At 51.1% G+C, this 18709-nt stretch carries 21 protein-coding genes; 17 read left to right on the forward strand and 4 right to left on the reverse strand.

The window, feature by feature from the left end:
- Positions 1-61 precede the first annotated feature (61 nt).
- The 16 genes from thpR to AC4OVS_RS18360 all read left to right on the forward strand — a co-directional run bounded on the left by thpR (position 62) and on the right by AC4OVS_RS18360 (position 14360).
- Entirely contained in the window at positions 62-616 is a 555-nt protein-coding gene (gene thpR, locus AC4OVS_RS18285; RefSeq protein ID WP_491922614.1) for an RNA 2',3'-cyclic phosphodiesterase, read from the forward strand.
- On the forward strand, positions 606-1310 hold the full coding sequence (gene sfsA, locus AC4OVS_RS18290) for a DNA/RNA nuclease SfsA (RefSeq protein WP_023299353.1): 705 nt from the start codon (positions 606-608) through the stop codon (positions 1308-1310). The genes thpR and sfsA overlap by 11 nt, the downstream gene beginning before the upstream one ends.
- Positions 1311-1486: 176 nt before the next feature.
- Positions 1487-1942, forward strand: coding sequence for an RNA polymerase-binding protein DksA (dksA, locus tag AC4OVS_RS18295; RefSeq protein ID WP_001155232.1), 456 nt, complete (start codon positions 1487-1489; stop codon positions 1940-1942).
- A 59-nt stretch (positions 1943-2001) separates the two neighbouring features.
- The gene (gluQRS, locus tag AC4OVS_RS18300; protein WP_022647088.1) at positions 2002-2892 is read left to right on the forward strand and encodes a tRNA glutamyl-Q(34) synthetase GluQRS; all 891 of its coding nucleotides are present in this window, start codon (positions 2002-2004) and stop codon (positions 2890-2892) included.
- A gap of 42 nt (positions 2893-2934) precedes the next feature.
- Positions 2935-4332, forward strand: a complete 1398-nt coding sequence (gene pcnB / locus AC4OVS_RS18305; protein ID WP_071785222.1) for a polynucleotide adenylyltransferase PcnB — start codon at positions 2935-2937, stop codon at positions 4330-4332.
- Positions 4329-4808, forward strand: coding sequence for a 2-amino-4-hydroxy-6-hydroxymethyldihydropteridine diphosphokinase (gene folK, locus AC4OVS_RS18310; protein WP_038415362.1), 480 nt, complete (start codon positions 4329-4331; stop codon positions 4806-4808). Before pcnB ends, folK begins: the two co-directional genes overlap by 4 nt.
- Before the next feature lie 123 nt (positions 4809-4931).
- A complete protein-coding gene (gene panB, locus AC4OVS_RS18315) occupies positions 4932-5723 on the forward strand; it encodes a 3-methyl-2-oxobutanoate hydroxymethyltransferase (RefSeq protein WP_022647086.1) in 792 nt (263 codons plus the stop codon).
- An 11-nt stretch (positions 5724-5734) separates the two neighbouring features.
- Positions 5735-6586: a pantoate--beta-alanine ligase gene (gene panC, locus AC4OVS_RS18320; RefSeq protein ID WP_063148374.1), complete on the forward strand. Its 852-nt coding sequence runs from the start codon at positions 5735-5737 to the stop codon at positions 6584-6586.
- A gap of 31 nt (positions 6587-6617) precedes the next feature.
- Complete coding sequence (gene panD, locus AC4OVS_RS18325; protein ID WP_022647084.1) at positions 6618-6998, forward strand: aspartate 1-decarboxylase; 381 nt, start codon at positions 6618-6620, stop codon at positions 6996-6998.
- 324 nt (positions 6999-7322) lie between these two features.
- The gene (locus tag AC4OVS_RS18330; RefSeq protein ID WP_023299349.1) at positions 7323-7934 is read left to right on the forward strand and encodes a fimbrial protein; all 612 of its coding nucleotides are present in this window, start codon (positions 7323-7325) and stop codon (positions 7932-7934) included.
- An 85-nt stretch (positions 7935-8019) separates the two neighbouring features.
- Positions 8020-8763, forward strand: a complete 744-nt coding sequence (locus AC4OVS_RS18335) for a fimbrial chaperone (protein WP_022647082.1) — start codon at positions 8020-8022, stop codon at positions 8761-8763.
- Positions 8764-8844: 81 nt separating this feature from the next.
- The gene (locus AC4OVS_RS18340; protein ID WP_022647081.1) at positions 8845-11439 is read left to right on the forward strand and encodes an outer membrane usher protein; all 2595 of its coding nucleotides are present in this window, start codon (positions 8845-8847) and stop codon (positions 11437-11439) included.
- Between the two features lie 38 nt (positions 11440-11477).
- Positions 11478-12047: a fimbrial protein gene (locus AC4OVS_RS18345; RefSeq protein ID WP_032625598.1), complete on the forward strand. Its 570-nt coding sequence runs from the start codon at positions 11478-11480 to the stop codon at positions 12045-12047.
- Positions 12048-12073: 26 nt separating this feature from the next.
- On the forward strand, positions 12074-12637 hold the full coding sequence (locus AC4OVS_RS18350) for a fimbrial protein (RefSeq protein WP_023299346.1): 564 nt from the start codon (positions 12074-12076) through the stop codon (positions 12635-12637).
- A gap of 14 nt (positions 12638-12651) precedes the next feature.
- Complete coding sequence (locus AC4OVS_RS18355) at positions 12652-13254, forward strand: fimbrial-like protein (protein ID WP_022647078.1); 603 nt, start codon at positions 12652-12654, stop codon at positions 13252-13254.
- 20 nt (positions 13255-13274) lie between these two features.
- Complete coding sequence (locus tag AC4OVS_RS18360; protein WP_050483641.1) at positions 13275-14360, forward strand: fimbrial protein; 1086 nt, start codon at positions 13275-13277, stop codon at positions 14358-14360.
- 3 nt (positions 14361-14363) lie between these two features.
- On the opposite strand, the gene AC4OVS_RS18365 is transcribed toward AC4OVS_RS18360, so the two are convergent.
- The 4 genes from AC4OVS_RS18365 to AC4OVS_RS18380 all read right to left on the reverse strand — a co-directional run bounded on the left by AC4OVS_RS18365 (position 14364) and on the right by AC4OVS_RS18380 (position 17914).
- Complete coding sequence (locus AC4OVS_RS18365) at positions 14364-15611, reverse strand: polysaccharide deacetylase family protein (RefSeq protein ID WP_032670914.1); 1248 nt, start codon at positions 15609-15611, stop codon at positions 14364-14366.
- A gap of 63 nt (positions 15612-15674) precedes the next feature.
- On the reverse strand, positions 15675-16115 hold the full coding sequence (locus tag AC4OVS_RS18370) for a PTS sugar transporter subunit IIA (RefSeq protein WP_491922615.1): 441 nt from the start codon (positions 16113-16115) through the stop codon (positions 15675-15677).
- A 105-nt stretch (positions 16116-16220) separates the two neighbouring features.
- Positions 16221-16991 (reverse strand): ABC transporter permease, encoded by a 771-nt coding sequence (locus AC4OVS_RS18375; RefSeq protein WP_022647074.1) that lies wholly within the window; start codon positions 16989-16991, stop codon positions 16221-16223.
- Positions 16988-17914 (reverse strand): ABC transporter ATP-binding protein, encoded by a 927-nt coding sequence (locus AC4OVS_RS18380; protein ID WP_003856300.1) that lies wholly within the window; start codon positions 17912-17914, stop codon positions 16988-16990. Before AC4OVS_RS18380 ends, AC4OVS_RS18375 begins: the two co-directional genes overlap by 4 nt.
- A 107-nt stretch (positions 17915-18021) precedes the next feature.
- On the opposite strand from AC4OVS_RS18380, the gene can reads away from it, so the two are divergent.
- The gene (can, locus tag AC4OVS_RS18385; protein WP_003856301.1) at positions 18022-18684 is read left to right on the forward strand and encodes a carbonate dehydratase; all 663 of its coding nucleotides are present in this window, start codon (positions 18022-18024) and stop codon (positions 18682-18684) included.
- Positions 18685-18709 lie beyond the last annotated feature (25 nt).

An 18709-nucleotide genomic window follows, 5' to 3' on the forward strand; every position in this document is an offset into this window, starting at 1 on the left:
AGGGTTAACATTAATCGGCGTACATTGTAGCATCGGCGCATATCATTACCGAGTCTTGCGCATGTCTGAGTCAAAACGGCTATTCTTCGCCATTGGATTACCCACCACGCTTCAACGGCAAATTGTTCGCTGGCGCGCCAGCCACTTCCCCGCGGAAGCGGGCCGCCCTGTCGTCGCCGCCAATATGCACCTGACGTTAGCTTTTCTTGGCGAGGTGAGCGCAGAAAAGCAGCGCGCGTTAAGCGCAATGGCCGGACGCATTTCTCAGCCGGGTTTTACGCTGCATCTTGACGATGCCGGGCAATGGCTGCGCTCTCGGGTGGTCTGGCTGGGGACGCGGCAGCCCCCTCGCGGACTGCTCCAGCTCGCAAATATGCTGCGGGCACAGGCCGCGCGCAGCGGCTGTTATCAAAGCCCGCAGCCGTTTCATCCCCACATTACCCTGCTGCGCGATGCGGGTCAGGCTGTTGCCATCCCGCCACCGGGCTTTCACTGGTCCTTTCAGGTGAATGAATTTGCGCTGTACGAATCTGCCTTTGTACAAGGACGCACCCGCTATACTCCGCTCCAGCGCTGGACGCTGGGCGATACGTTAAGGAATCCTGATGAAGTTTAGCCCTGCACTCCAGCCCGCCACGCTGATCCAGCGTTACAAACGCTTTCTCGCTGACGTGATCACGCCTGAGGGCGAAACGCTCACGCTGCATTGTCCTAACACCGGCGCCATGACCGGTTGCGCCACACCGGGTGACACGGTCTGGTATTCCACATCAGAAAATACTAAACGCAAATATCCTCATACCTGGGAAATGACCGAGACGCAAAGCGGGGCATTTATTTGCGTTAATACCCTGCGCGCAAATCAGCTGGTTAAGGAAGCCCTGACAAATGGAATCCTTCCTGAACTGGTGGGTTACGGCACGCAAAAAAGCGAAGTGAAATATGGCGATGAAAGCAGCAGAATTGATTTTATGTTACAGGCGGAAGACCGCCCTGAGTGCTATATTGAAGTGAAATCAGTGACGTTAGCGGAAGAGGAAAACGGCTTCTTTCCGGATGCGGTAACGCTACGTGGCCAGAAGCATCTGCGGGAGCTAATGAGTGTAGCGGCGGCGGGCAAGCGCGCCGTGTTGCTGTTTGCGGTTCTGCATTCAGCCATTGAACGGTTTTCCCCGGCCCGTCATATTGATCCTAAATACGCGCAATTGTTGAATGAGGCACAAAAGCAGGGGGTAGAGATTTTCGCTTATAAAGCGGAACTTTCTGCCGATAATATGACTCTGAGATCCTCTCTTCCCATTGTCCTATAAGGGATTAGACGATTGACTAATAAGTGTTCTGGCCGCGTGCGCAAATACGCTTTTCCTCACAGGGTTGTCAAGTGTTACGTTTAGATAATTGCCATACGGAAAAGCATCTGCTATTTATAGCGACCTGATTTTTCCCCCAACACGGGGATCGATAGTGCGTGTTAAGGAGAAGCAACATGCAAGAAGGGCAAAACCGTAAAACATCGTCCCTGAGTATTCTCGCCATCGCTGGGGTGGAGCCGTATCAAGAGAAGCCGGGCGAAGAGTATATGAACGAAGCCCAGCTGTCGCACTTCAAGCGTATTCTTGAAGCATGGCGTAATCAACTCAGGGATGAAGTCGATCGCACCGTTACACATATGCAGGATGAAGCTGCTAACTTCCCGGATCCGGTCGACCGTGCCGCTCAGGAAGAAGAGTTCAGCCTCGAACTGCGTAACCGTGACCGCGAGCGCAAACTGATCAAAAAGATCGAGAAAACGCTGAAAAAGGTCGAGGACGAAGATTTTGGCTACTGCGAATCCTGCGGTGTTGAAATCGGTATTCGTCGTCTGGAAGCGCGTCCAACAGCCGATCTGTGCATCGACTGTAAAACGCTGGCAGAAATCCGCGAAAAACAGATGGCTGGCTAACGCCTTCCCTCTCACTACTCTGCTAAGGCGGGAGTTTCTCCCGCCTTGTTACCGTTGATATGTCTGAATCTCACTATATCGGGCGCTTTGCGCCATCTCCCTCCGGTGAATTACACTTCGGCTCATTAATTGCCGCGCTCGGCAGCTACCTACAGGCTCGCGCCCGTCAGGGTAAATGGCTGGTTCGCATTGAAGATATCGATCCTCCGCGTGAAGTTCCCGGTGCGGCAGAAACTATTCTGCGTCAGCTGGAACATTACGGTCTTCACTGGGACGGCGACGTACTCTGGCAGTCTCAACGCCATGATGCCTACCGTGAACGTCTGGCGTGGCTTGCTGAACAGGGCCTTTCCTATAACTGCACCTGCACGCGTGCGCGAATTCAGAGCGTGGGTGGCGTTTACGACGGCCACTGCCGTACGCGGCACAACGGCCCTGAGAATGCCGCCGTACGGCTGATACAGCGCGCTCCGGTGACGCAGTTTACCGATGTCCTCTCAGGAACCATTCAGGCGGATGATCGTCTGGCGCGTGAAGATTTTATTATTCACCGTCGCGATGGCTTGTTTGCCTATAACCTGGCGGTGGTTGTCGATGACCATTTCCAGGGCGTCACGGAAATCGTGCGTGGGGCGGATTTGGTTGAGCCTACCGTGCGGCAAATATCGCTTTACCAGCAGTTTGGCTGGACGGTGCCGGATTACATCCATCTGCCGCTGGCGGTCAATGAACAGGGGAGTAAGCTGTCAAAACAGAATCATGCCCCGGCGCTGCCTGACGGCGATCCGCGCCCGGTATTGATCGACGCGCTGCGATTTCTCAACCAGAATGTAACGCAGGAATGGCAGGATCTGAGTCTGGATGAATTGCTGAAAACGGCCATTGCTGACTGGACGCTTATGGCCGTGCCAAAAATCCAGCATTCTCAAATGCGTTGCGCTGAGCTATGATTAGCCGCTTTTTTGATAACAAAACACACTACGAGGTGTACTATTTTTACCCGAGTCGCTAATTTTTGCCGTAAAGTGCTGAGCCGCGAAGAGAGCATGGCGAATGATGCTATTGCACAGCCACACATGTCGGTCATTCCGCGTGAGCAGCACAATATTTCCCGCAAAGATATCAGTGAAAATGCCCTCAAGGTGCTCTATCGTCTGAATAAAGCAGGCTACGAGGCCTATCTCGTCGGCGGCGGGGTGCGCGATTTACTGCTGGGCAAAAAACCAAAAGATTTCGACGTGACGACCAGCGCCACGCCTGAACAGGTGCGTAAATTATTCCGCAACTGCCGTCTGGTTGGCCGCCGTTTCCGGCTGGCGCACGTGATGTTTGGACCGGAAATTATTGAAGTGGCGACCTTCCGCGGTCACCACGAAGCGGGCGTCAACGATCGCACAACTTCCCAGCGCGGCCAAAACGGCATGCTGCTGCGCGACAACATCTTCGGCTCTATTGAAGAAGATGCTCAGCGTCGCGATTTCACCATCAACAGCCTTTACTACAGCGTGGCGGATTTTACCGTGCGCGATTACGTCGGCGGTATGCAGGATCTGAAAGACGGCCTGATTCGCCTGATCGGCACGCCGGAAACGCGCTATCGCGAAGATCCGGTCCGGATGCTGCGCGCCGTGCGTTTCGCCGCCAAGCTAAACATGCGTATCAGCCCGGAAACCGCAGAGCCGATCCCGCGCCTGGCGACGCTGATTAACGACGTCCCCCCTGCCCGTCTGTTTGAGGAGTCGTTAAAGCTGCTCCAGGCAGGCTACGGGTTTGAAACCTACAATTTGCTGCGTGAATACAACCTGTTCCAGCCGCTGTTCCCGACCATTACCCGCTACTTCACCGAAAACGGTGACAGCGCAATGGAGCGGATGATTGCACAGGTGCTGAAGAACACGGATACCCGTATTCATAACGATATGCGCGTGAATCCGGCGTTCCTGTTCGCGGCCATGTTCTGGTATCCGCTGCTGGAAACGGCGCAGCGCATTACCCAGGAGAGCGGCCTCGCCTATTATGATGCGTTCGCGCTGGCGGCAAACGACGTGCTGGACGAAGGCTGTCGCACGCTGGCGATCCCGAAACGTATTACCACGCTGGTGCGTGATATCTGGCAGCTTCAGCTGCGTATGTCCCGCCGTCAGGGTAAACGTGCCTGGAAACTGATGGAGCATCCTAAGTTCCGCGCCGCGTTCGATTTGCTCTCTCTGCGTGCTGAAGTCGAAAGAAACCAGGAGCTACAGCGCCTGGCTCAGTGGTGGGGAGAATTTCAGGTCTCTGCACCACCGGAGCAAAAAGATATGCTCACGGATCTCGATGACGAGCCGGCACCGCGCCGTCGTCACCGTCGCCCGCGCAAGCGCGCGCCGCGTCGTGAAGGCACGGCATGACCCTGGCGTATATTGCCATCGGCAGCAATCTGGCCTCTCCGCTGGAGCAGGTTAACGCTGCCGTTCAGGCGCTGGGGGAGATCCCGCAAAGCCATATCGTGGCGGTCTCCTCCTTTTACCGTACGCCCCCGCTCGGCCCGCAGGATCAGCCTGATTATCTGAACGCCGCCGTGGTGCTGGAAACAGCCCTTGACGCAGAAACGCTGCTGGATAATACCCAGCGTATTGAGCTACAGCAGGGTCGCGTACGTAAAGCCGAACGCTGGGGACCGCGCACGCTCGACCTCGATATTATGCTTTTCGGCCACAAGGTGATTAACACCGAGCGCCTCACCGTTCCGCACTATGACATGAAAAACCGTGGGTTTATGCTCTGGCCGCTGTTTGAAGTCGCCCCCGATCTCACCTTCCCTGACGGCACCTCGCTGAACGCCGTTCTGCAAAGCCTCAACGCGGAAAAACCGGTCCGCTGGTAATCCCGTGTCACCCCCGATTAGCCATGTGTCAAATATGGTTAATCGATTGCCTAAAATCATTGTTCCCTCGAATGTTACTGTTAGAATGCGCAAAGATCCGCTTTTGGGCCATCAGGAAACAGTATGAAACCAACTACCATCTCCTTATTGCAGAAATGCAAACAGGAAAAGAAACGCTTCGCCACTATCACCGCGTATGACTACAGCTTCGCAAAACTGTTTGCCGAAGAAGGGATCAACGTCATGCTGGTCGGAGACTCGTTAGGGATGACGGTACAAGGACATGATTCCACTCTGCCGGTCACGGTCGAGGATATTGCTTACCATACCCGCGCCGTGCGCCGGGGTGCGCCCGCCTGCCTGCTACTTTCCGATCTGCCGTTTATGGCGTATGCCACCCCGGAACAGGCCTTTGAAAATGCGGCAACTGTGATGCGCGCCGGCGCCAATATGGTCAAAATCGAAGGCGGCGACTGGCTGGTCGATACGGTGAAAATGCTCACCGAACGGGCCGTGCCAGTTTGCGGGCACTTAGGGCTGACGCCGCAGTCCGTTAATATCTTTGGCGGTTATAAAGTTCAGGGGCGTGGCGATGCGGCGCAGACGCTGTTTGATGATGCCCTGGCGCTGGAAGCCGCTGGTGCACAGCTGCTGGTGCTGGAGTGTGTGCCGGTTGAGCTGGCTAAGCGTATCACTGAGGCGCTGTCGATTCCGGTGATCGGCATCGGCGCGGGCAACGTCACCGATGGCCAGATTCTGGTCATGCACGACGCCTTCGGGATCACCGGCGGTCACATTCCAAAATTTGCTAAAAATTTCCTGACAGAAGCAGGCGACATGCGTGCTGCTGTGCGGCAGTATATTGCCGAGGTTGAGTCCGGCGTTTATCCGGGCGAAGAACACAGTTTCCATTAAGGAGTCCAGGTGTGCTAATCATAGAAACTCTGCCGCTGCTGCGCCAGCATATCCGCCGTGCACGTCAGGAAGGTAAACGTATCGCCCTCGTCCCGACCATGGGCAATCTGCACGACGGCCATATGAAGCTGGTCGATGAAGCGAGAGCCCGTGCAGATATCGTGGTAGTCAGTATCTTCGTTAACCCGATGCAGTTCGATCGCGAAGACGATCTGGCGCGCTATCCACGTACCTTGCAGGAAGATTGCGAGAAGCTCAAAAAACGTTATGCGGATATCGTCTTCGCACCGGCCCCCGCAGATGTTTATCCTCAGGGTACCACTGAAGCGACCTACGTCGACGTACCGGGTATTTCGACCATGCTGGAGGGTGCCAGCCGTCCGGGCCATTTCCGCGGCGTTTCCACCATCGTCAGCAAGCTGTTTAACCTGGTGCAGCCGGACATCGCCTGCTTTGGCGAGAAAGATTTCCAGCAGCTGGCGCTGATCCGCAAAATGGTTGCCGATATGGGCTACGACATAGAGATTGTCGGCGTGCCGATTGTACGTGCGAAAGATGGCCTGGCGCTTAGCTCCCGTAACGGCTATCTGACTGCGGAACAGCGTAAAATTGCGCCAGGCTTAAGCAAAGTCATGAATACCATGGCAGAGCAACTGCTGGCAAAAGAATTAACCGCAGAAGAAATCATCGCTCTGGCTGAACAGGCGCTGAACGAGAAAGGTCTTCGTGCTGACGACGTTCAAATTCGGGATGCCGATACGCTTCTGGAACTCTCAGATACCAGCAAACGTGCGGTAATTCTGGTGGCGGCTTGGCTCGGCCAGGCCCGCCTTATCGACAACAAAGTGGTTGAACTGGCGTAGTTTTACTACCCGGAAGTGAAAGGTAAACGTAATGATTCGCAAAATGCTACAAGGTAAGCTTCACCGTGTGAAAGTCACCCAGGCCGACCTGCACTATGAAGGCTCCTGCGCGATCGACCAGGATTTTCTCGACGCGGCGGGTATTCTCGAAAACGAAGCTATTGATATCTGGAACGTTAATAACGGCAAACGCTTTTCAACGTACGCGATTGCCGCTGAACGCGGGTCTAAAATCATCTCCGTTAATGGGGCAGCGGCGCACTGCGCGGACGTGGGTGATATCGTCATTATTGCCAGCTTTGTGATGATGTCTGACGAAGAGGCACGTCGCTGGCAGCCAAAAGTGGCATACTTTGAAGGCGATAATGAAATGAAACGTATTGCGAAGGCAATTCCGGTTCAGGTTGCCTAAGCCAATAGTACTGTTATAAATTACCCGACAAATAGGTTGGGTAATTTATACATAATTAAAATGAATAGCGTTCTTTTTATATATTTTTATTAATATATTCAAGTCACCCTGCCGAACACCTACTCATCAAAATGATGAACAATTATTATCATTCACTATTAAATAATCATATTGACTTAAAGATCGTTTAAGTATTTCTAACGCCTAACGGCTTCTCACAACCATTACTCATCACTTAGAATCCTTTTCCCGAAGCATCTGTTCGGAACGAACATAAGCCTTGCTTATGTTCACTTTTCTAGCATTTAAATATGGATATAAAAAATGTCTTTTAATAAATTAGGTCTGGCAACTGTAGTAGCAATGGTTCTGAGTGCGGGTTCTGCAATGGCAGCTGATATTCCTTCAGATACAGGCACTATTACTTTCCACGGTATGGTTTCTAATAACACCTGTAAAGTATCCCTGGATCAGAAGATTGACCAGGATGGTAATGATTTTGACGTTAACCTGGATACCGTGTTTGTAAAAGACTTCGCTAATGCGCTGGGTACCACCAGCACCCTGGGAGAAAAGAAATTCTCCCTCACCCTGACAGGTTGTGATTCTGCTACCGTCAACCAGGCATCTGCTCAGTTTGATTCCTGGGCGGGTTCTTCTTCAACTTCCGGCGGTCTGCTGGTTCCACCATCAAATACTCAAGGCGCCGCTAAAAACGTCAATCTGGTACTGTCAAACGATGGCAACTCCGCTACCGATCAGATCAAACTGGATCAGACCAACAATACCCAGAAAGCAACGATTGATACCACAGGCGCAGGCGCACTTTACTACCGTGTAGCGTATACCCAGGGTCAGAACTGGGATGCGGCCAACAACCCAGTGTCAGCTGGTGTGGTTCAGGCACAAGCTGCATTCACCATGATCTACGAGTAATTTTAAGCGCATAAATAAAATGCTCATATTATCCCCTGACGTACGTCAGGGGACTATTGATATCATTCCAACAGGAAGTGGAAAAATGTTAAGCACATCATTTTATAAAGGATTTAAAGCTGCCTGCTTTACAGCTGCTGCTGTCGCGTCATTCCAGGCAAGCGCAGATATCGTTATTTCGGGAACACGTATTGTTTATCAGCAGTCGCAAAAAGATGTCATCGTTTCTTTAGACAACCGTGGCAAAAAGCCACTATTAGTTCAATCATGGCTCGATGACGGTCGCGATGACACCAACCCACAGGAATTAAAACTACCGTTTATTATTACTCCACCAGTATCCCGAATTGATCCGCAAAAAGGTCAATCCGTTCGGATCTCATACCTGGGTGGTTCATTGCCGCAAGATCGCGAATCCCTATTCTGGTTCAATGTGCTCGAGATTCCACCGAAGTCAAAAGTGAAAGACGGTGAAAATCCTAACCAGCTCCAGCTGGCATTCCGCACACGTATTAAACTCTTTTTCCGACCTGACGGCCTGAAAGGTACGCCAGGAGATGCAGCCGCCAAAGTAACGTGGTCACAACAAAAACAAGGTAATACGCTAAACCTGATCGCACACAATGATTCCCCTTACAACGTTTCTATTTCAAATGTAAAGCTGAAATCAGCAAATAAAGAGTACCAGGTTGAGCATAAATCTATTTTACCGTTTAGTACTCAAATTATGCAGGTAAAAGGTTTAGGTAGTACTGCCACCGGCACTGTTGCTTACGAAACCATTAATGACAATGGCGGCTCTGATACTTTTGAAAGCAAAGTAAATTAATAACCGCACCACCGCCACATTATAAATATAACACGTATGAATGATTCATAGCATTCATACGACGACTTGTCTGGATGAAGCATGCTATTTCAACGATCAATTTTATGTCTCGCAATCTGTGCAGCATTTCCTCTGCATGCCAGCGAGACTGAAAAAAAAGCTGTAGACACCTCATCCGAAACAGAATCGGCCATTGAATTTAATGACCAGTTCCTTATCGATAATGGTGGAGGTATCAATGTCGATCGTTATGCTTATGGCAACCCAGTTCTGCCAGGTACTTACCGTGTAAAAGTGAATTTGAATGGCAATTCAAAATCCACGGTCGAGATGACATTCATTGATAACAAAACGCCACGTGCCTCAGCATGTCTGACTAAACTCACGCTGACACAGGCAGGCGTTGATACCAGCATATTAGGCGATGATGTCAAAAACGACGAAACGTCTTGCGTAGATATCAAAAAATATTATCCCGGTGCTTCTGAAAATTTTGATAGTAGCAAGCAGGAAATGGATCTTAATTTCCCGCAAATCTACGTGCTTAAACTTCCAGCAGGGTATGTCGATCCTTCATTATGGGATAATGGTGTTCCGGCCGGATTACTCTCATACGATCTTAATACCTGGCACAGCGAGTCAAACGGCACCAATTCAGATACCGCTTATGCGGGCTTGCATTATGGCCTGAACGTGGGGCCGTGGCGTTTACGTTCTCGCGGCAGTCTGAACTGGGACAGCGATAATGGCACACATTATTCCAGCCAGGATATCTACCTCCAGCGAGACATCACACCACTTAACGCACAGATGGTAATGGGTGATTCCTACACACGCGGTGATGTCTTTGACTCGGTGAGCCTGCGTGGTGCGCGTATGTATAACGATGACCGCATGCTCCCGGAAGGCACCTCTGGCTACGCGCCAGTAATTCGTGGTGTGGCAAACAGTAACGCCAAAGTTAGCGTAACGCAAAGCGGCAATAAAATTTATGAAACCACCGTTCCACCCGGTGCTTTCGAGATCAATGACCTCAGTACAACAGGCTATGGCAATGATTTGATTGTCACTGTAGAGGAAGCCGATGGAAGTAAACGGACGTTTACCGTTCCGTTCTCCTCAGTTACACAAATGCTCCGCCCAGGCTCCAGCCGCTGGGATGTGGGTTTAGGTGAGCTGAATGATGATTCATTGCACGATAAGCCAAACGTTGGCTACGCAACTTACGCGTATGGTCTGAATAATACCTTTACCGGTTACGTGGGTGCGCAATATACGGATATGGATTTCTACGCCGGCCTGCTTGGTCTGGCTATGAATACCCGTATTGGTGCATTCGCATTAGATGTTACCGGGTCCTATGCCGATATCGACGGGCTGGACACGCTTAAAGGGCAAAGTTATCGGCTGACCTACAGCAAAATGCTTGAAGCTACTAACACATCTCTTAACGTGGCAGCTTATCGCTTCTCTACAGAAGATTATCTCAGCCTTAACGATGCCGCCTCATTGCAGGACAGTATTCATCACGAGGAATATGGCAATCGATCTTATGACAGCAATGCCGAGCTTTATGCTGATTATCAGCGTACCAAAAACCAGATACAGGTCAGCCTGAACCAGCCATTGAATGTTAACGGTGATGAATACGGCTCACTCTATATTAGCGGCACCTGGCAGGATTACTGGAATGACTCTAGCTCCACCTCCGACTACAGCGTGGGTTACAACAATAGTTTTGCTTACGGTAGCTATAGCGTTTCTGTGCAACGCACGTACAACGAAACAGGGGAAAAGGATGACAGCGTTTATTTAAACGTCAGTATTCCATTCAGCATATTCAATAAAGATAGCGCGCAGTCAGGCGGATTCAATAACGTCAACATGAGCCTGCGCACTGATTTAAAAGGCGGTACCAGTTTTAACTCTACGGCAAGCGGCAACTCCAAAAACAGTGAAGTGAGCTATTCCGTTAGCGCCTCATCAAGCGGGGGCAACTACGGCAACCTGAACCAGGTCAGTGGCTATAGCTCATGGAACAGTCCTTACGGGCCGCTCGGTGTCTCAGCGTCCTTTGGCGATGACAATAGTAAACAGTATTCCGCGAGTTATAACGGCGGAATGGTTGTCCACTCGGGTGGCGTTGTATTTACATCCGGCAGTATCGGCGAAACGGATTCACTTGCGCTGGTAAAAGCAAGTGGCGCAACGGGTGCTCGGCTGGGTTACGGCCAAAGCCGCATTAACAGCTCCGGGTACGGGATTATGCCGTATATGTCAGCCTACAGAGAAAACCGAGTATCGCTCGATATCAGTACTCTCGAAGCAGACGTTGAAATCAAAAATACCAGCGCAGTTGCCGTACCTCGCAATGGCTCCGTTGTATTAGTGAATTTTGAAACGGATGAAGGTCGTTCGCTTGTTCTGGAATTACAACGTTCTGATAACGGCTTTATTCCGCTAGGTGCAGACGTTCTGAATGAGAAAAACGAATCTATCGGAACGGTAGGCCAGGCAGGACAAGCTTATGTACGCGGTGTGGAAGACAAAGGCGCTCTCCGGGTGGTATGGGGAAGCGATGGATCCAGCTCTTGCACGGTGCATTATCAGATTCCTGAAAATGCGAAGAAAGCAGGCTTAACCACGATTCTGAGTAATCAACAGTGCCAAATGTAATGATGTTAAAACAGGGAATCACACCCATGGGAAATAATATGAAGAAAAATCATTGCGGTTATTCATTAATCGCATTAGCAATGTTAGCGATGTCAGGTTCTGCTGCGGCAGCCGATCTCAATGTTAACTTCACTGCCAATATCCGCGAAACCACCTGCGATATGAAACTGGTCGGCGGTACGGGTTCAGATACGCAGCAAACGCTGACTATCGGTAATAACGGTCAGGTACGTTTAGATGATGTCAAAGCCGGAACGGCAAATGCCAATTTCAAAATTGTGCTCGTTGAATGCCCGGCGTCGCTGACCTCGTTAAAAACAACCGTAAAAGGAACCAAATCAGGTTATTTAGCTAGCGGCCTTGTTAACCAGATTGCAAAAACTAACGGTGGCGCTGATTACTCTGCGGCTGAAATCGCCAGAGCCGATGCACCAAATACTCCTTTTATCATTAACTCAACCCTGGATTCAGAGCGCCTGGTCTGGAGTCCGACAGAAATCCAGAATAAGGAAGTTGCTCTGGTGGCCACCTTACGTGAAACAAAAGAAAACAGCATGACCATTGGTGATTTTCAGGCCGTGGCGACCTTTGAATTTAGCTACGAGTGATTAGTGCAGGAAAACGGAGCAACATTATGAAATTCAATTCTACTTTTATCGCCCTGTCCGTTTCTGCTCTTCTGTTCTCGGGAATGGCAAGCGCAGCAATTACAGGCACCCCTAGTGTCGAATTAACGATTAAATCAAAAATTGTATCAGGCACATGTACCGCAAAAGTACTTAACGATGCAGGCACAGCCTCCACTGAAATTGCGTTCGGCGACGTATACAAATCCGATCTGGTGAACAAAACCCGTGTCGAGCCGCTCAAGATTAGTTTCACCAACTGTTCTGGAGTAACCAAGGCAACGGTGTCCGCTGCGAAAGGCGCTGGTGGTGAATGCAGTGGCGTCAACAAGACGGGTGATTCTTACTCTGGCGGCTTAGCAACGGGCTTTGAGATCTGGTCGGGTGTTGTCGATACTGGCGAGCTTATGAGCTGTAACACGCCTCCGGCTGCTAAGGATGTCACCATTACTGATGGTACCGGTGAATTCCCGATGAATTCCCGTATCGTTATCGGGCAAGGCCAAACCATTGCTGATGTAGGCGCGGGGGCGGTTACTGCGCCAGTCACGTTTACTATCGCTTATCCATAATACCAGGAACCAGTATGCAACAATCACCGTTTATTTTATACCAGCCCGGTCTTGTGTTGCTTATGGGCTTGGCTGGTGGCATCTTGCCTGGCGTAAGCCAGGCAAGCTCAGGATTAGACGTAAATATTACCGCTAACATTGTTAATAGCACCTGTAAGATGACCGTGGAAAATGACGGCGAAATTTATCTCCCCAATGCGATGCGCAGTTGGTTTTATAACCCGGATGGTAGCGATCGTTTTACTGCAACCGATGATGCAGGCGGTACGCCTTTTAAGATCCATGTAGATGATTGCTATGGAGACAGCGGTACGGCTAAAAAGCTGAGTTTTAGCTTTTCGCCGCAGTCGGGTTTCTGGCCAGGACAAAATCAGGTTTTCAAAAGTGATGATACCGCCGCAGGCGCGGCAAAAAATGTCGGCGTCGTCGTTTTCTCAGAAAAATATAAAAAGAATGTTTTAAACAACGACGGCACGTCAAAAATCACTTATGACGTAAGCGGTCAGGATACTGCATTTTTAACGGATTATCAGTTCTATGCCCGATATCAAAATATTGGCGTAGTGGCTGGTGGTGTCGTTACCAGTAAAGTATTGGTTGACGTCACTTACGAATAATAATCAGAACAGGAAAAAGGATGAGAATGTTCAACTTTATAAGACAGGGTTTCAACGTGAAAGGCACAATGGCGTTTGCCATGGCGAGCGCGTTATTAACCCTCAGCCACTCCTGCTGGGCAGATGAGTGCCGCATGAATAATGGAAAAGGCGGCACAACCACGCTGATCAATTCTGACTACTCAGGTGGCACCGTACGTCTTCCCCCTCCGGGTAATTATGCCAGTACTCTTTTTAACGTTAACCTGACACCAGGCATTCAGGCCGAATGTGGTATGGGGGACGATGGTTTTAACCTCGTGTCACAAACAAACCCGACCTTGCTGATGGGGAGCAGTTATGGCAGGGCTATGTTTGAAACAAATATTCCGGGGATTTATTATTCCGTAAGGGTGCACACCGCAGAAAGCGATGGAGGCATGGGTGGTTACTTCGCTATGAATACTACTGGCTGGACTACCGTTGCATCCTCAGGTAAGTCTGACCCCTGGGATAGAAAATGGATAAACACCTCAGTTCAAATTTATATTGATGAAGGTTACAGAGGCAACCCGAACAAAGAAACCGCAATCAGACCCAAACCCGGCACTCTGGGTAAAATGGCTATTGGTAATCCAGATGATACTAACAACCGACCATGGACATTTGTGGTCAACGAGGACTCATTCCAGATCCCGATCGTTCTTCCAACCTGCGACATGGCCATGCTATCGGATGGTACTAATAATGTTAACCTGGGAGAATATTATGTTTCAGACATTAAAAACAATCGGGTTAAGGATATCCCTTTTTCCATTAGCTTAAGCAATTGTACCGGTGTGGCAAATATCACAACCAAACTCACCACCTCAAAGCTAACCGGAAAAAATAATGATCTTCTTGGTAATACGCTTTCGTCCGGAGCTGAAGGCGCAGGCGTGAAAATCATGTATAACGGAACCTCTCAACTTCTGCCGAATAATCCTGACTCATCCTATGTCATAACGGATTACCAAACCCCTGAATCCAAGCAAATTAATTATGTTGCTCAACTGGTAGCAAACGGAAACACAGTGAAACCGGGGTCGTTTAAAGCCACCGGCGTATTCACCCTTTCATACGACTAACCGCTATCCCTGCGGCTGATTACTGATCAGCCGCGACATCGTCTCCAGTGAATCCGTTCTTAAGATATACAAACGCTTCAACAGGAACGGATTATCCCCCGGCTTCACCTTCCCTTTCATCGTCGTCACTGCCAGATGAAAACCAGCGTCATTCGCTGCCTTTATCGCTTTATTGTCATAGCCGCCAAATGGATACGACACATACAACACGCGCGGGTTGAACTGCGCCAGTGCACGACGTGAGCGTTCAAAATCAAAAAGGATCACGTGATAGCTACGGCTCAACAGGATGGGGTGTTTATAGCCATCCACGCGATGCAGGAAATGAGTGTGAGACTGAATGTCGAACACATCCTGGATGCCCTTGATTTCCTGAACGCTCATAAACTGTAGCGATTTTGGATCCCACTTCTGCGGATGGCCTTTGATTCGGGATGAAATTATAAACGCCGTCGCGTTGAAGCCATATTCTTTCAGCACCGGATACGCATAGCGGCTCACCGATTTCAGGCCATCATCAAAGGTGATCACCACCGCTTTCGCGGGCAGGTTCATCTTGTTACGCACGTACCCTTCAAGCTGGTACATCGTCAGCGTGGTGTAGCCCTGATCGCGTAACCATGCCATCTGATTATTAAACGCACGTACGCTGGTCGTCGTGGAGGTATGTCGAAAACGGGTGTTCTCTTCATCACGCAAAATATGATGGTAGGTCAGAACCGGTAGCCCGTTATCTTCCTGCGCATCCAGGCTGCTTACCCATGCCAGACGATTACCGATACGGATCTGGAACCAGGTCTGGTTCAGGCGGTCTTTCAGCTTATTCAGAATCGGATAGCGAAGATTAGCGCTTAAGGTGCCAAAGGGCGCGCTTCCGCTGCTGGGGGCGTTATACACCGGCGTGTCTTTCCAGGTAATGAGGTTTTGATTACTGAGCGGCTTGTTCAAGTCACCCAGGCTATCCTCAACGCGTTGTTTGCCCTGAACTTTTTCAAGGTGGTCTTTATCAATAAACCCCGTACCGAATCCGAAACGAAATTCATAGTAATCCGCCGCGGCCGGAAAGACAGCGAGGATCTGCCCGGCGCGGACATTCCCCACATTCACAACGGCATTTCCTACCTGCGCCCAGATGGCCGCATCTTCGGTGGTTTGCATATACTGAGCAGGAAGGCCTTGCTGGCTGGTCAGGCTGGCAGACGCACCACCGGAAACCACGAGCAGAAGGATAAAGATAACGCGCTTGAGCATGGAATATAAATCGACACAGAAAATCAGCCGCCATTGTAACAAAAGCGGCATCAATACCAATGTTTAATGCTTATACAGATCGTGAAGCAGAACAAAAGGCGGGTTCTTCTGCTGCTGGTGCCACAAGCTGCTCACGCCCGGCGAGCCCTGCGCCACAATGGCGTGACGAAATTCAGCGCTGCTCAACGTTGCGCGCAGCGGATACATCGCTTCGAGTAAAGGCAGGCTGATACCGGAGATTACTTCACAGTTATCGTGCTTATGGCTCATTAGGGCAGCCGCACGGTATGGCGCCGCGCCGGATCTGTCAGTGAGAAAAATCACGCCATCGCCGGTGTCGGTTTCATGCAGCGCGTCACACATCATCCGGCTGAGCATATTGGTGCTCAGCCCTCGCCAGTAATTTACCGCACGACATTGCGCCAGGGGGCCAAATCGGGCCGCCAGCTTAAGCAGCATTTCCTGTGCCTCTTCATCGTGGCAGGTGATCACCCATCCCAGCATAACGTCTCTCCTTAGCAGGCGAGTAGTTTATCCAGGTGAAGGTTAGTTTACGGTGATAACTGTCAAAGAAAGTGCCCGGCAAACAGAACGTCGCCGGGCAGAAGGTTAGCTACGCAGCCCGCGTCCGCGCTGGATCAGATACCAGCACAGCAGATAGAACGCCACGATAAACACCACCAGCACCACAACGGTGGTGAACAGCGGGACATCGGCAATGCCGAGGAAGCCAAAGCGGAAGCCGCTGATCATGTAGACAATCGGGTTCAGGTGCGACAGCGCCTGCCAGAACGGCGGCAACAGCGTCAGGGAGTAAAACACCCCGCCCAGATAGGTCAGCGGCGTCAGCACGAAGGTCGGGATCAGGCTGATGTCATCAAACGTTTTAGCAAACACCGCGTTCAGCAGCCCGGCGAGGGAGAACAGGATCGCCGTCAGCAATAATGTGAGCGCCACGAAAAGCCACGAATGCACCTGGAACGGGACGAAGAACAACGAAATCGCCGTCACCAGAATCCCCACGCACAGCCCGCGCGCTACGCCGCCGCCCACGTAACCGGCGATGATCACATGCGTTGGCACCGGGGCCACCAGCAGCTCTTCAATGTTGCGCTGGAACTTGGCGCTAAAGAACGACGACGCTACGTTCGCGTAAGCGTTGGTGATCACCGCCATCATGATCAGGCCCGGCACGATAAACTGCATATAGGTAAAACCGTGCATCTCACCAATGCGGGAGCCAATCAGGTTACCGAAAATGATGAAGTAGAGCGTCATAGTGATCACCGGCGGCACCAGGGTTTGCACCCAGATACGCATAAAGCGGTTAATCTCTTTTGCCCAGATGCTTTTCAGCGCGACCCAGTAAAGATGCGTCATGCCTTGTCTCCTTGTTTGTCGTGCACCAGAGAGACAAACAGCTCTTCCAGTCGGTTTGCTTTGTTACGCATGCTTAATACCTGAATGCCCTGCGCACTCAACTGTGAGAACACGCTGTTGATACCCTGCTCGCGCAGCACTTCTACCTCCAGCGTCGAGGTATCGACCAGGCGATAGTTGTAGCCCTCCAGTTTCGGCAGCGCGCTTTTCGCCGCCAGATCGAGGATAAAGGTCTCTGATTTGAGCTTGGAGAGCAGATTCTTCATCGAGGTGTTTTCCACCAGCTCACCGTGCTGAATGATGCCGATATTGCGGCACAGCATTTCCGCCTCTTCCAGATAGTGCGTGGTCAGAATGATGGTGGTGCCTTTATCGTTCAGATCTTTCAGGAAGCCCCACATGGAACGACGCAGTTCAATATCCACGCCAGCAGTCGGCTCATCAAGGATAAGCAGCTTTGGCTCGTGCATCAGCGCGCGGGCAATCATCAGGCGGCGCTTCATCCCCCCGGACAACATCCGCGCGCGTTCGTTACGCTTCTCCCACAGGTCGAGCTGTTTCAGATACTTTTCGCTGCGCTCAAGCGCCTCTTTGCGCTCAACGCCATAATAACCCGCCTGGTTAACAACAATCTGCTGTACCGTCTCAAACGGGTTGAAGTTGAACTCCTGCGGCACCAGCCCCAGCTGACGCTTGGCGTTGACCACATCTTTTTGCAGATCGTAGCCAAACACGCTGACGCGGCCGGAGGTTTTGTTGACCAGCGAGCTGATGATCCCGATGGTGGTGGATTTCCCCGCCCCGTTCGGCCCCAGAAGCGCGTAGAAATCTCCCGCTTCGACTTTAAGATCTATCCCGCGCAGCGCCTGAACGCCCCCCGGGTAGGTTTTTTTGAGCTGTTCAAGCTCCAGTGCAATCGCCATGAATTCAACTTACCTTAAGTTCTGACACACGTTGTGTGGTTTCATTAAAAGTCGGGTTACCCTATAGTAGCGCAACGCAATCACTTGGTTACAGGTCGCTAACCTCCATGAACGACATAGATACACTCATCAGCAACAATGCACTATGGTCAAAAATGCTGGTGGAGGAAGACCCCGGATTTTTTGGAAAACTCGCGCAAGCGCAGAACCCGCGCTTTCTCTGGATTGGATGTTCTGACAGCCGTGTCCCCGCCGAACGTCTGACGGGTCTTGAACCTGGCGAACTGTTTGTTCACCGCAATGTGGCTAACCTGGTTATTCATACCGATCTCAACTGCCTTTCGGTTGTGCAGTACGCCGTTGACGTTCTTGAGGTTGAGCACATCATTATTTGTGGCCACTACGGCTGCGGCGGCGTGCAGGCGGCGGTCGAAAACACAGAGCTGGGGTTAATCGATAACTGGCTGCTGCACATTCGTGATATCTGGTTCAAACATAGCTCACTGCTGGGCGAAATGCCGCAGGAGCGCCGTCTCGACACCCTGTGTGAGCTGAACGTAATGGAGCAGGTCTATAACCTGGGCCACTCGACGATTATGCAGTCTGCCTGGAAACGCGGGCAGAAGGTCTCCATCCACGGCTGGGCGTACGGTATTCACGACGGTCTGCTGCGCAATCTGGAAGTGACCGCCACCAACCGCGAAACGCTGGAACAGCGTTACCGCTCGGGAATTGCCAACCTCAAGCTTAAGCATGTGAACCATAAATAACAAAGCCGGGGGTTTTCACCCTCTC

The sequence above is a fragment of the Enterobacter sp. 4974935 genome, assembly GCF_058661735.1.

What these genes read in the sequence shown, in the direction of transcription:
- thpR (WP_491922614.1), top strand. Translation starts at nt 62, where the DNA reads ATGTCTGAGTCAAAACGGCTATTCTTCGCCATTGGATTACCCACCACG.
- sfsA (WP_023299353.1), top strand. Translation starts at nt 606, where the DNA reads ATGAAGTTTAGCCCTGCACTCCAGCCCGCCACGCTGATCCAGCGTTAC.
- dksA (WP_001155232.1), top strand. Translation starts at nt 1,487, where the DNA reads ATGCAAGAAGGGCAAAACCGTAAAACATCGTCCCTGAGTATTCTCGCC.
- gluQRS (WP_022647088.1), top strand. Translation starts at nt 2,002, where the DNA reads ATGTCTGAATCTCACTATATCGGGCGCTTTGCGCCATCTCCCTCCGGT.
- folK (WP_038415362.1), top strand. Translation starts at nt 4,329, where the DNA reads ATGACCCTGGCGTATATTGCCATCGGCAGCAATCTGGCCTCTCCGCTG.
- panB (WP_022647086.1), top strand. Translation starts at nt 4,932, where the DNA reads ATGAAACCAACTACCATCTCCTTATTGCAGAAATGCAAACAGGAAAAG.
- panD (WP_022647084.1), top strand. Translation starts at nt 6,618, where the DNA reads ATGATTCGCAAAATGCTACAAGGTAAGCTTCACCGTGTGAAAGTCACC.
- AC4OVS_RS18330 (WP_023299349.1), top strand. Translation starts at nt 7,323, where the DNA reads ATGTCTTTTAATAAATTAGGTCTGGCAACTGTAGTAGCAATGGTTCTG.
- AC4OVS_RS18335 (WP_022647082.1), top strand. Translation starts at nt 8,020, where the DNA reads ATGTTAAGCACATCATTTTATAAAGGATTTAAAGCTGCCTGCTTTACA.
- AC4OVS_RS18340 (WP_022647081.1), top strand. Translation starts at nt 8,845, where the DNA reads ATGCTATTTCAACGATCAATTTTATGTCTCGCAATCTGTGCAGCATTT.
- AC4OVS_RS18345 (WP_032625598.1), top strand. Translation starts at nt 11,478, where the DNA reads ATGAAGAAAAATCATTGCGGTTATTCATTAATCGCATTAGCAATGTTA.
- AC4OVS_RS18350 (WP_023299346.1), top strand. Translation starts at nt 12,074, where the DNA reads ATGAAATTCAATTCTACTTTTATCGCCCTGTCCGTTTCTGCTCTTCTG.
- AC4OVS_RS18355 (WP_022647078.1), top strand. Translation starts at nt 12,652, where the DNA reads ATGCAACAATCACCGTTTATTTTATACCAGCCCGGTCTTGTGTTGCTT.
- AC4OVS_RS18360 (WP_050483641.1), top strand. Translation starts at nt 13,275, where the DNA reads ATGAGAATGTTCAACTTTATAAGACAGGGTTTCAACGTGAAAGGCACA.
- AC4OVS_RS18365 (WP_032670914.1), bottom strand. Translation starts at nt 15,611, where the DNA reads ATGCTCAAGCGCGTTATCTTTATCCTTCTGCTCGTGGTTTCCGGTGGT.
- AC4OVS_RS18370 (WP_491922615.1), bottom strand. Translation starts at nt 16,115, where the DNA reads ATGCTGGGATGGGTGATCACCTGCCACGATGAAGAGGCACAGGAAATG.
- AC4OVS_RS18375 (WP_022647074.1), bottom strand. Translation starts at nt 16,991, where the DNA reads ATGACGCATCTTTACTGGGTCGCGCTGAAAAGCATCTGGGCAAAAGAG.
- AC4OVS_RS18380 (WP_003856300.1), bottom strand. Translation starts at nt 17,914, where the DNA reads ATGGCGATTGCACTGGAGCTTGAACAGCTCAAAAAAACCTACCCGGGG.
- can (WP_003856301.1), top strand. Translation starts at nt 18,022, where the DNA reads ATGAACGACATAGATACACTCATCAGCAACAATGCACTATGGTCAAAA.